The organism is Candidatus Kinetoplastibacterium oncopeltii TCC290E (assembly GCF_000340865.1).
GTDB lineage: Bacteria > Pseudomonadota > Gammaproteobacteria > Burkholderiales > Burkholderiaceae_B > Kinetoplastidibacterium > Kinetoplastidibacterium stringomonadis.
On record NC_020299.1, the window covers coordinates 460,118 to 473,320 of the forward strand.

Genomic DNA, 13,203 nt, shown 5'->3' on the forward strand with positions numbered 1-13,203 from the left:
AATTATCTTTGCGTAAATATAATTTCATTATAGATACTAAAGTAATTCGGAAATGTCTTATTAACACAAGAAGGATTCATAATTTTAACCTTTGTATTGCCAAATGTTGCTAAAGAAAAACACATCGCCATACGATGATCATCCCATGTATCAATGCTCACTTCTTCCGGCCATTTAGATATGTCTATAGGGTCTATAGAAATCCAATCTTCTCCTGATTCTACTTTAACACCAAATTTGCTTAGTTCTGTATGCATTGCATGAATGCGATCAGTCTCTTTTACTCTCCAGCTGCCTATATTCCTAAGGAAACATTTACCATCTGCATACAAAGCTAACACAGCCGCAGTCATCGCAGCATCTGGTATCATATTAAAGTCTATATCAAATGACTTTAGTTTTTTACCAGAAGAGACAAGAAAGCCTGATGATTCTATATAGCTATCATAAATTTTAATATCAGCACCCATCTCTGCTAACACCTTGGAAAAAGCCACATCACCCTGTATACTATCATGCCCTATGCCATTAACACGGACAGGTCCTCCTCCAATGGCTCCAAGAGCAAGAAAATATGATGCTGATGATGCATCACCTTCTATAAGAATCTTGCCAGGACTTTTATAACTAGAAAGCCTGTCTATAACAAACCTATTAGATGAGTCATTTTCTACATTGACCCCAAATTTACGCATAAGATTCAGTGTTATATCTATATAAGGCTTGGAAATCAATTTACCTACAATCTCTATAGTTAATGAATTATTTATTTTCTTAACTAAAATGGGAGAGGCTATTAATAAAGCAGTTAAGAACTGGCTAGAAACGGATCCATTCACAAAAATATGATTTGATCCATTATGAATAAACGGCTTTATTTCCAAAGGAGGATAACCATTTTTTTCAATGTAATTTATATTACAACCTAAAGTTCTAAGAGAATCTACTAAATCTGCAATAGGTCGTTCATGCATTCTTGGTACACCAGAAATAATATAATTTCCATTCATAAAAGATAAAGCAGCAACTATAGGACGGAAAGCAGTACCTGCATTCCCTAAAAATAAATTGTTACACTTTTTATTAAAATCATCCCTACCAATAATCTCTATACAGTCTTGAGATTTACGATATATTTGAATACCTAGATCTATCAAGGTATCTATCATTACATTTGTATCATCGGAATATAATAAACCTTTAATTTCTGTTAAATCATCACATGATAGAGCAGATATCAATAAAACACGGTTTGAAATACTTTTTGAGCCAGGTAAAATCACATCACCTTTGGCACCACAATATCTATTTAAATACAAATAAGGTTGCAAAGTCGTCTTATTCATTAAAGTTATCCTTATTCCAACTGCGACGGGCTTGTGCTGCTCTTTCCAATATAATTCTTAAAGAATCTCTGTCATTACAATCAATAGCTTCCTCGGCCTGATTTATAATCTTACTAATTGCAGATAATTCTTCTTTAATAAATATTTTATTAGAGAAGAAAATATCTAACCACATTTCTACAGAGCTTGCAGAAATACGTGTAAAATCTCTGAAACCACTGCCAGCTATTCTTAACCTTAAATCAGAATCTTCGGAGCTAGCAACTTGAGCCATATACATAGAAGATAAAAAATGAGGAATATGGCTAATAGATGCTAGCAAATGATCATGAGCCTTGGCACTCATAAGAATAACATTTGAGCCGCATAATTCCCAAGCTCGAGAAATTAACTCAATGTCCTTCTTAGTATTATTATACATGGGAGTAAGAATTACATTTTGGCCAACAAATAAATTATCTATAGCAGCTTCTGGACCGCTTTTTTCCAAGCCTGCAATTGGATGACCAGGTACGAATTGACTAATCTGTTTTCCTAAAATGGATATAGCTATATTTATTACTTCTAATTTAGTACTACCGACGTCGGTTATTACAGTATTATCCCCTAAAAAAGGCTTTATTGATTTTAATAAATCAGATAAAAAACCTACAGGTGTAGACAATAATATAAAATCTGATTGTTTTGTAGCCTCATCAATGGTCATAAAATCATCAATTATTCCTAAATCACAAGCCCTAATCAATGAACTCTTATTACGACCAACACCAATGATATGTTTTGCGAAACCGGATTTTCTAGCTGCTAATGCAAAAGAACCACCTATAAGACCGACGCCGACTACAGTTATAGTGGAAAAAGACTTTGCGTAGCATAATGTTTCTTTGTCGTTATTAGAATTACTCATCACTATTTAAGAATCTCGCTCAAAGCTTTTATAAAAAAATCATTATCTTCAGGTAATCCAATCGTTACGCGCAGCCATTCTGGCAGATCATATGAATCTACTGGACGAACAATCACACCAAGCCTCAATAAACTATAGTTAATAGATCTAGCATCACCTACACGAACCAAAACAAAATTTCCATAACTTTTAATATACTCCAGACCTAGTATTTCAAAGGCTTTGTATATTTTTTTCTTTTCCACTTTATTTAATAAGCGACTTTTTTTAAGAAATTCATCATCCTCCAAAGAGGCAATAGCAGCGATCTGAGCTAATGAATTAACATTAAATGGTTGTCTAATTCTATTTAAAAAATCAGTAATATCTTTATCTGCAACAGAAAAACCAACACGTAGACCAGCAAGACCATATGCTTTAGAAAAAGTACGACATACTATTAAATTAGGGTAATGTTTTATTAAACTAAAACTATCAAAATAAAGATCATCATCAAGATATTCGCTATATGCTTCATCTAAAATCACTAAAACACTTTTACCGTATTTTTCCCAAACATTATCCAAAAAATTTATAATTTTTTCTTTATCAACAAAAGTCCCTGTTGGATTGTTAGGATTAGCAATAAAAATCAATCTAGTATCAGGTTCTATAGAATTAAACATAGCATCTAGATTATTACCGTAATTCACTGATGGGACAATAATATGTCTAGCACCCCTAGCTTGAGTAGCTAATTTATATACAGCAAAAGAATATTCTGAATAAATGGCAGAGGAATTGCGATCTAAAAAAGTCATAGATATCATCTCTAATATATCATTAGATCCGTTGCCTAAAGTAATACTTTCAAATGGAACATTATATTTTTTTGCTAAAATATCTTTCAAATTAAAACCATTTGAGTCTGGATAACGAAAAATTCCACTTGAATATTTTTCAATAACATTGGTAACTCTTCTTGATACTCCTAAAGGATTTTCATTTGAAGCTAATTTCACAATGTTTTTGATATCTATATCAAATTCACGAGCTAACTCTTCTATAGGTTTACCGGCTTGATACGGAGATATTGCTTTAATGTAATCAGGTAAATATAATGATTTCTTGCTATCCATTTTGGAACTCACTGTGCAGGATAAGATCCTAATAATTTAAAAAATGCTACGCTTGATTTTAATTTTTCTAAGGCTTTTGACACATTAGGCTCATCTTTATGTCCTAATATATCTATATAAAAATAGTATTCCCATTGGCCTGTGCGTGCAGGTCTTGATTCGAAGCGAGTCATGGAAACAGAATTAGAAGCAAATGGTTCTATCATCTCATAAACTGCACATGCTCTATTAGGGACAGAAAGGATAAGACTAGTCTTATCTCTATAACTTGGCAATGGTTCAATATTACCCAAAGATACGAAACGAGTTCGATTGTTGGCATCATCTTGTATCTTGTATGAAACAATAGATAGCTCCCATGCTTTAGATGCAGCTTCTCCTGCTATAGCAGCAATTTTATAATCTCTGGATGCTATACTGGCAGCTTCAGAGTTGCTAGATGCTGCTATTCTAACTAATCCAGGGTAGTTTTTATTTAACCACATCTGGCATTGTGCCAATGCTTGGGGGTGAGCCATAATTTTTTCAATACCATTCATGTTGCCATTTTTAGTTAATAAGCAATGATTGATAATAAGAGAACGCTCTCCCATAATTTTTAAATTTGTGCTAAGTAATAGATCTAAACTTCGATTTACAGCTCCCTCGATAGAATTTTCTATAGGAATAATGCATGCGTCAGCATTTCCTGTTTCAACAGCATGCACAACATCATCGAATGATGAGCAAGGAAAACAATCAATAGTATGACCAAAATGCTCGAAAACAGCTTGTTCAGAGAATGAACCTTTAGGTCCCAGGTATGATATAGTCATTGGTTTTTCCAGATTACGGCATGCTGACATAATCTCAATCCATACTGACTCTATAGACTTATTCTGGAAAGGACCTTTATTAATTTTTTTTAGTTTATCTATTACCTGAGATTCCCTCTCTGGTCGTAAAACAGGGCTGTTTATATGTAATTGGTGTTTGATTTTTCCTATTTCCACTACCACTTCAGATCTTTTATTTAGCAAATCTAATATATGCTCATCCAGCTCATCTATCTTATCTCTTAATGGAGCCAATTTATACAACAATATATTATCCATAATAACACTCAAAATCTCTCATATAATTAATTAAAGCCATTACACCATCAATAGGCATAGCATTATAAATAGATGCTCGTAAACCACCTAAGCTCCTGTGTCCTCTTATATTCATTAATCCAAGATTTTCTGCTTTTTCTATGAATATATCGGTAAGAAGATTATTACTTAAAAAGAATGGTATATTAACTCTAGAGCGTACACTTGAATGTATTTTATTAATATAGAAAGATGTTGAATCTATAAAATTATATAATAATTGTGACTTTTCTAAGTTGCTATACTCCATTCTTTTTATTCCACCATTCATTTTCAACCATTTAAGTACTAACCCAGTAACATAAATAGCGAATACTGGAGGAGTATTGTACCGAGAGTGTTCATTAAATATATTCATATAATCAAATATTGAAGGACATATATGTAATGCTTTACCAATTAAATCCTTCCTCACGATAAAGATAGTAACACCTGATATACCTGCATTTTTCTGAGCACATGCAAAAACCACACCTGTACAATTTATATCCAATTTTCTTGTTAAAAGGTTTGAAGATGCATCAACAACCAGTACAGCATCACTATTTATATTATTTGCAATACCGCTCCAATCTACAAACTCTACTCCGTTTATTGTTTCATTACTACAAAATTGCAAATAGGAAGAACCGTATCTGGTCTTTATAGACTCATTTGCTGGAAACCATGTATAAGGATCATAATCATGATCATCGATTTTTGTTATATAACTATTATCCGCAATTACCGACACATCACCGTATCTACAAGCCTCAAGATATGATTTTGATGACCAGTATCCTGAAATAATAAAATCAGCCTTATTAGCTCTATTTCTTCCAATCATATTCATTGGAACTATTGCATTAGCACCCTGGCCTCCACCTTGCATAAATAATATGCAATAATCAGAAGACAATTCTAACAATGAACGCAAATAACTTTCTGCTTCATTATATATAATTTCAAAATGCTTACTTCGATGATTAATATCAGCTACAGATATTCCAGTAGAATTCCAGTCTAATATATCAATAGATATTTGATTTAGCACAGGATCTGGTAGCATTGAAGGCCCGGCAGAAAAATTCCAGAAACGTGCCAAATCCATTACCCCTTAATTTGATTATTTGCTATAACAAATATGAACGTTACTTATAATTAGATATCCAATGATTCATCTATAACATCAGATTCAACAACCCGACGAACACCTGATAAAAGACTACCATCAACATTCATTAACTTCACACCTTGAGTCACACGCCCCATCTGTCTAATTTCCGATACTCTTGTCCTTACTAATACACCACAATTGGTTATTAGCATAATTTCATCATCGGGTTTTACTAATATGGCACCAACCATTTTGCCGTTACGGGAACTTGTTTGTATTGAGATCATTCCCTTTGCTCCTCTGTTATGACGAGTATATTTCTTAATAGATGTTCTTTTGCCAAATCCATTTTCTGTAGCCACAAGAACGCTCTTGCTTTCATCATTTGCCACTAACAAAGATATGACTCTATAGTTGGAATCCATATTCATTCCACGCACTCCGCGTGAATTACGCCCAGTGGAACGGACATCATTTTCATAAAAACGAACAGCTTTACCTGAATCAGAAAATAACATGACATCATGCTTACCATCAGTAAGCTCAGCACCAATTAAATAATCCCCATCACCAAGGACAACTGCTATGATCCCATTTTTTCTAGGATTTGAAAAATCAGATAGTTTAGTCTTTTTAACAATACCCCTAGCAGTTGCCATAAAAATATATAAATCTTCGGTGAATTCTCTAACCGGTAGCACTACAGTAATTTTCTCATTGTCATTTAATGGGAACATATTAACAACTGGCTTACCCCTTGACCCCCTTGTTCCTTGCGGAGTTTCCCAAACTTTCATCCAGTATACTCTTCCAAGATCTGAAAAAAATAAGAGATAATCATGAGTATTAGCTATAAATAAGTAATCAATCCAGTCATTTTCTTTAATAATAGTAGCCTGTTTTCCATGACCACCCCTTTTTTGCGACCTATACTCTGACAAAGGTTGACTTTTTAGATAACCATTATGTGTTAAAGTAACTACCATATCTGCTGGTGTTATTAAATCCTCAGTATTTAATTCGATAGCATCAACTTCTATTTGAGAATTTCTATGGTCTTCTTTTATTGAAGAGAACTCATCTCTAACTAGCTCCAACTCATTGTTTATAATTTGAGTAACACGATCTGGTTTTGCTAATATATCCAATAAATTAGCTATTGTGTCCATAACTTCTTTATATTCATCTAGAATCTTGCCCTGTTCAAGACCAGTTAAGCGTTGAAGCCTCATATTAAGAATTTCTTGAGCTTGCAATTCACTTAGTGAATATAATTCACTATTATTAAATCCAGAAATATAGCTCACGCCATCCGGTCTATAAATATGTCTTGACGAAACATCTACTTTAAGCAATATCTCGTTTACGAGAGATGAAGACCAAGGACGTATCATAAGATTTTGACGAGCTATACTAGGAGTAGTGGCTGATTTTATTATCGAGATAAACTCGTCTATGTTTTCCAATGCTACAGCAAGACCTTCTAAAATATGTCCCCTAATTTTTGCTTTATTGAGCCTAAAGAACGTTCTTCTAGTAACAACCTCTCTACGATGTTGTAAAAAGTAACTAATAATTTGCTTTAGATTGAGTAATTTGGGCTGACCATCAACCAAAGCTACTAAATTCATTCCTATTGAATCTTGTAATTGAGTATTCTTATATAGATTGTTCAATATAACTTCTGGAGATTCTCCTCTACGTAAGTCAATAACTAGACGCATGCCATCTTTATCAGACTCATCTCTTATATCGACTATACCTTCTATTTTTTTTGAATTAACTAATTCTGCTATTTTTTCCTGTAAACTTTTTTTGTTGACTTGATAAGGTATTTCATCAACTACTATCCTTGATTTGTTTTCTTTACTTTCTTCAAAATGAACTTTTGCCCTTATTACAACACGACCTCTACCTGTTTTATAACCATCCCTTACGCCAGATAGACCGTGAATTATTCCTCCTGTCGGAAAATCTGGAGCTGGTATTAAATCAATAATTTCATCTATAGAGCAATCAGGATTACTTAAACAAAATAAACATCCGTTAATAACTTCTCTTAAGTTATGCGGAGGGATATTAGTAGCCATTCCTACAGCAATACCAGAACTGCCGTTTACTAAAAGATTAGGAATTCTAGATGGTAATATTAATGGTTCTTTTTCGCTATTATCATAATTTGGACCAAAATTCACTGTTTCGCTATCGATATCTGATAATAACTCATGAGAAATCTTAGATAGACGAATCTCCGTATATCTCATAGCAGCTGCACTATCACCGTCAACAGATCCAAAGTTTCCTTGACCGTCTACAAGAATATAACGCATAGAAAAATCTTGAGCCATTCTAACAATGGCATCATATACTGATTGATCACCATGTGGATGGTACTTACCTATAACATCGCCGACAATACGAGCAGATTTTTTGTAAGGACGATTCCAATCATTGCTAAGCTCATGCATAGCAAAAAGAACACGTCTATGAACAGGCTTTAGACCATCACGGACATCTGGTAATGCACGTCCAACTATTACGCTCATTGCATAATCGAGGTAACTACGACGCATCTCCTCTTCCAGAGAAACTGGAAGCATTTCCACAGCAAAGGAATTCATAGTTAAAACCACACCTAGGAGGAAAACTTATTAATAAATATACAAAATTGTTTACAATTCTTCACAAATTAAAAGTTTACATTCTAACGACTCAAATGTAAAATGATTAGGGAAATTATCAATTTTGCTCATCATCTATGACTAGCTGATAGCGAATCTATTTTCTTTATAAAGAATGAAAAATTATCTTGCAATTTTGTATCTTTCTAGCACAACATAAACAATATTATTTGTGCATTTTTTTTAATTGATGTTAAAAACTACAAACAATTCGTTTAAATTGTTATACTCGATTAATGATTTTGTATTTATTCGTTAGCCATTGAATAAAAATTGATTTTATTATTAATAATAGTAAAAAAAGAGGAAAAACATGAATAAATCATCTAAGTTTGCTATGTTTATTGCCTTAGCTACCATTGCTTACTCAGGTAATTCTTATGCACTAGAAACAGAAAACTGTTGGCATGGACAATATGGGAATGTAATAAAAAATGGAACAAATGAACTGTGCTGGAAAAACAATATAATAAATTCACAAGAAAATTTTTCTGAGCTGTCTACTAACAAGATTAAATCTAACAAAATTGTAATTAAAAAAAGTATATTTTTTGATTTTGATAGCTCGAATATTAAAACAGAAAGCCGTATTTTGCTAAATGAAACTATCGATTATTATAAGAGTAATAAAAATAATGTAAATAAAATAACCACAATTGGACATTCAGATTCTACTGGTAATGAGTCATATAATAAAAGACTGTCTGAACGTAGAGCTATAGAGGCAGAAAAATATTTAGCAAACAATGGTATAGATTCTAAATTATTAGAAATTAATTCTTTTGGATCAAAAATCCCAATTGCTTCTAACGATACTCCGGAAGGAAGATCCAAAAATCGCAGAGTAGACATTGAGATAATCTCAGAAAAAAACAGAAAAAACTAAACTTTATTTAAGCAGTAATTAGTAACATTATTAAATACTGCTTAAAATTTTAAATAAATAGGAACTTAAGACTTTGAAAGAAGCTAACTTCTATCATTCTGAAATTGAAAAGTTTAATAAAATTTCTGAAGAATGGTGGGATAAAAGTGGAAGCATGAAATCTCTTCATAAAATAAATACCTTGCGATTGGATTGGATATTGAGTTCATGCCTTAATATAAAAAATAAAAGCATATTAGATCTTGGCTGTGGTGGAGGTATTCTTTCAGAAAGTTTGGCAGCACTAGGAGCTAATGTTACTGGAATAGATTTAGCTGATGATTTAATTGAAATAGCTAATTTCCACAGTTCGAGAAACTTGCTTGACATCACCTATAGAAATATATCTGCAGAGGATCTCTCAATATCAGAACAAAAAAAATATGATATAGTGGTATGTATGGAAATGCTAGAACATGTTCCAGATCCAGTCTCTATAATAAAATCTTGTTCTAATTTGGTTAAGGATGGTGGTACTGTTTTTTTCTCAACAATAAACAGAAATCTGAAATCATTTTTATTTAGTATTGTTGGGGCTGAGTATATACTAAAATTGCTGCCTATTGGTACACATAGTTATAAGTTATTTATAAAACCTTGTGAACTCATAAAATATTCAAGAAAGTTTAATCTCGAACTTATGGAATTAATTGGATTATCATATAATCCAATTAACGGCGAATTTTTCTTATCAAACAATGTCAGTGTAAATTACTTTATGTCTTTTAAAAAAATTTAGAAAAATTAAATTAATTAATTTCTATTGATATAGTGCAATAATAGGTAATATAATAGAAGGATTGGGGCCGATTAGGATTCGACGTTGATTAGAAGATAGGTCATTGCATGTCGAGCACCAGTTAGCTCGCTAATCCACTGGAAAAAATATAAACGCCAACAATTCGCGTTTTAAGTTAGCAGCCTAGTGCTATAACCGCTGCACTGCTTTTTTTCTTGGGTCAGATGATACTTGTATCATAGCAGCGTCATATACAAGAAATATGTTTGTGATATTTTCACGATACACAAATTGAATATAAAAGTGAATCGCCTTACTAAAGGCCTGTCAATTGGCTAATTTTAGGGTTAAATTAAATAAATTGAATACACATGTAGAAATGTCATTGGAAAATTGACGGACGGGGGTTCAAATCCCCCCGGCTCCACCATTAATTAGTAGTGTTTATATTCTGTAAAGTATTTAAAATATCTTCTGGAGGTTTTATAAAGAAACTATGAACGTTATCATTCATATCAGGAAAAGATAAAAAACAAGCATGTAGCATTTGACGATCTACTCCTAAGATATTTTTTCCTCCATACAAAAAATCACCTACTAATGGATGTCCTATACTAGATAAGTGAACTCTTATTTGATGAGTTCTTCCAGTCTCTAATTTACAAATTACTTGAGTAACCTTATAGGATCCATTGAGCATTCCTATTTTCACAGGAGTGCAGTGTGTAACTGCATTTTTAGCAGCTATTGGATTATTTACACCCATCTTAGTTCTGTTTATTGGATCCCTACCAATATCCATATTTATTGTTTTAAATTTTGGTAAATGTCCATGTACAATTGCCACGTATATTCTCAGTATTTTACGTGATTGCATATTTCGTATGAAATGAGTTTGTGAAATTTCATTTCGAGCAACAACCATAAGCCCAGAAGTATTTTTATCTAGCCTATGTACGATACCAGCCCTGGGAACGATTGATAATTCTGGATATTTGTACAAAATAGCATTTAAAAGCGTACCACTCCAATTACCAGATCCAGGATGAGTTACTAGTCCATGTGATTTATTTACTATGATCCAATCTTGATTCTCATCTACAATATTAATTTTTATATCTTCTGGTATAAATGACATTGATTCAGGAGAAGGCTGCTCATTCACACAAATAATATCATTAGGGTTAACTATCTGACGAACTTTTGCTGTAGCTCCGTTAACGTAAACACAACTATCTTTTATCCAATTTTTTAATCTTTCTCTTGAATGCTCTGGCATCAAGGATGATAAAACTTTATCTAGTCTGTCTTTTTTATAAAACTCAGGAACTTTAATTTGTTTGTAAAATGACTTGCTATCAGCTAATGACATATGCTTTTATATAAAACGATTATGATTAAAAAAGTTTGCTTTATAAATTTTCTTTAAAATTTAAATTTCTACTTCTAGTATTAGAAATAATAAAAATATGTATTTGTGAGTTGTATATGTATAAAATTTAATGAAGATGTTAAAAATTATAATATAAAAAAATTATTTGAATTGTTGAAAAAATAAATAGTTGCAAAATGCTATATAAAAAATAATTAGGAAATTTGATATAGAAATTATTTATCAGGATCCACTGATCGACCTTATATATTATCTTTGTCGAAAATTTCACTACTTAAAAAATCCAATAATTGTGTAAGATGACTTATACAGTCTAATATCGAAAATCAATTTTTGATTTTACAAAGAATAGAAAAACATTTTTAGTAAAATATAAAATAGATGCTCTACAAGACTTCAATGAGCTTATAGAACCCCACTATATGACGAAATCTAAATAATGTATAGACATATTAAATCGCTGCTTATCAAAAAATGAATTAAATTTAGTCATATTTTTATAGAATCTAATAAGTTAATAATTTTCGACAAAAAAATAGTAGACTCGGACTTTTTATCTTTATCATAAATATCTATGGAATACAATTTAAAGAATGAAATATAGTCAAAATCAACATTATTAGTATTTTCTATAAGATTTATTTTAATTTTTTTTAATAACGATGTGATTTCTTTAGGATCGTTAAATAATAATTCAGATTTGATAATATCATTGCCATCACTCGAAATGATACGAAATTTAAATTTATCTTCTAAGTCTTTAAAAATTAAAAAACGAGTTTTTCTATCCTTAAATTCAAGTGATTTTTTTTTATTATTCAAAGAAGATTTTTTTAGATTCCTAATTCCTATTATTTCTCTTATTTCCTCTATAATAGGTTTTATTATTTTACGAGCCTTAAAAGATCCATCAACCAAAACCTTTTCTATATGTTCTGGCTGCTTAATAAGTTTTTTATACTTTTCTCGCATAGGCGCTAATTCATGTTCTATTTTATCATATAAAATTTTCTTTGCTTCTCCCCAAGCTAATCCATTATTTAATTTCAGTTTAAAGTCGTCAGATTCAGCTTCATTTGAAAATGCACGATATAATAAATATACATGACTTTCATCCGCATTCTTCGGTTCATTCAACTGACTAGAATCAGTAACTATTTTCATTATAGATGAACGCAAAGTCTTTGATTCATCATCAAAAATAGGGATAGTATTATTATAACTTTTAGACATTTTACGACCATCAAGCCCAGGTAAAGTAGCAACATTTCTAGAAATGACAGCTTCTGGTAGCACAAAAAAATTATTCTTGTATATATAATTAAATCTTTGAGCTATATCTCTAGCCATTTCTAAATGTTGAATTTGATCATAACCAACAGGAACTTTATTTGCTTTAAAAATTAATATGTCTGCAGCCATTAATATAGGATAAGAAAATAACCCCATCGTGACACCATCATCAATATCTATTTCTTTTGTAATATTTTGACTTGTAATGGCTTTATAAGCATGAGCTCTATTCATAAGTCCCTTAGATGTAACACAAGTTAATATCCAAGAAAGCTCTATGACTTCTGGTATATCAGATTGTCTGTAAAATATAGCACGATCTGTATCCAACCCAGCAGACAACCAAGTTGCTGCTATTTCTAACCTAGAGCTCAATAATCTTGACGGATTTTGATTCTTAATTAATGCATGATAGTCAGCAAGAAAAAAAAATGAATGAGCATCAGGCTCAAGACTAGCTTGTATCGCTGGACGAATAGCTCCAGCATAATTACCTAGATGAGGGGTGCCTGATGTAGTGATACCAGTTACAACACGATTATTCATGAAGCAATTTTATAATATATTATGAT

The 13,203-nt window shown here is 31.7% G+C and carries 10 protein-coding genes and 1 other RNA gene; 3 read left to right on the top strand and 8 right to left on the bottom strand.

Translation table 11 applies throughout. The features are described 5' to 3' along the window. Window positions 1-2: 2 nt before the first annotated feature. The 6 genes from aroA to gyrA are packed head-to-tail and all read right to left on the bottom strand — an operon-like array spanning window position 3 to window position 8,221. On the bottom strand, window positions 3-1,346 hold the full coding sequence (gene aroA, locus CONE_RS02135) for a 3-phosphoshikimate 1-carboxyvinyltransferase (protein ID WP_015397103.1): 1,344 nt from the start codon (window positions 1,344-1,346) through the stop codon (window positions 3-5). Then, window positions 1,339-2,253, bottom strand: a complete 915-nt coding sequence (locus tag CONE_RS02140) for a prephenate dehydrogenase (protein ID WP_015397104.1) — start codon at window positions 2,251-2,253, stop codon at window positions 1,339-1,341. The genes aroA and CONE_RS02140 overlap by 8 nt, the downstream gene beginning before the upstream one ends. A gap of 2 nt (window positions 2,254-2,255) precedes the next feature. Beyond that, window positions 2,256-3,371: a histidinol-phosphate transaminase gene (gene hisC, locus CONE_RS02145; protein ID WP_015397105.1), complete on the bottom strand. Its 1,116-nt coding sequence runs from the start codon at window positions 3,369-3,371 to the stop codon at window positions 2,256-2,258. A gap of 8 nt (window positions 3,372-3,379) precedes the next feature. Then, window positions 3,380-4,465, bottom strand: coding sequence for a prephenate dehydratase (gene pheA, locus CONE_RS02150; RefSeq protein WP_015397106.1), 1,086 nt, complete (start codon window positions 4,463-4,465; stop codon window positions 3,380-3,382). After that, window positions 4,458-5,594: a 3-phosphoserine/phosphohydroxythreonine transaminase gene (gene serC / locus CONE_RS02155; RefSeq protein ID WP_015397107.1), complete on the bottom strand. Its 1,137-nt coding sequence runs from the start codon at window positions 5,592-5,594 to the stop codon at window positions 4,458-4,460. Before serC ends, pheA begins: the two co-directional genes overlap by 8 nt. Before the next feature lie 50 nt (window positions 5,595-5,644). Further along, window positions 5,645-8,221 (bottom strand): DNA gyrase subunit A, encoded by a 2,577-nt coding sequence (gyrA, locus tag CONE_RS02160; protein ID WP_015397108.1) that lies wholly within the window; start codon window positions 8,219-8,221, stop codon window positions 5,645-5,647. Window positions 8,222-8,594: 373 nt separating this feature from the next. Here gyrA and CONE_RS02165 point away from each other — a divergent pair, with 373 nt between their 5' ends. From CONE_RS02165 to ssrA, 3 genes are all read left to right on the top strand, one after another. Next, window positions 8,595-9,167, top strand: a complete 573-nt coding sequence (locus CONE_RS02165; RefSeq protein WP_015397109.1) for an OmpA family protein — start codon at window positions 8,595-8,597, stop codon at window positions 9,165-9,167. Window positions 9,168-9,240: 73 nt separating this feature from the next. Further along, window positions 9,241-9,945 (top strand): bifunctional 2-polyprenyl-6-hydroxyphenol methylase/3-demethylubiquinol 3-O-methyltransferase UbiG, encoded by a 705-nt coding sequence (gene ubiG / locus CONE_RS02170; RefSeq protein WP_015397110.1) that lies wholly within the window; start codon window positions 9,241-9,243, stop codon window positions 9,943-9,945. A 63-nt stretch (window positions 9,946-10,008) separates the two neighbouring features. Then, window positions 10,009-10,375, top strand: a transfer-messenger RNA (tmRNA) gene (gene ssrA / locus CONE_RS03785). Here ssrA and CONE_RS02175 read toward each other — a convergent pair. Continuing rightward, complete coding sequence (locus tag CONE_RS02175) at window positions 10,376-11,317, bottom strand: RluA family pseudouridine synthase (RefSeq protein WP_015397111.1); 942 nt, start codon at window positions 11,315-11,317, stop codon at window positions 10,376-10,378. 510 nt (window positions 11,318-11,827) lie between these two features. Then, on the bottom strand, window positions 11,828-13,177 hold the full coding sequence (locus CONE_RS02180; protein WP_015397112.1) for a tryptophan--tRNA ligase: 1,350 nt from the start codon (window positions 13,175-13,177) through the stop codon (window positions 11,828-11,830). Between the last annotated feature and the right edge of the window lie 26 nt (window positions 13,178-13,203).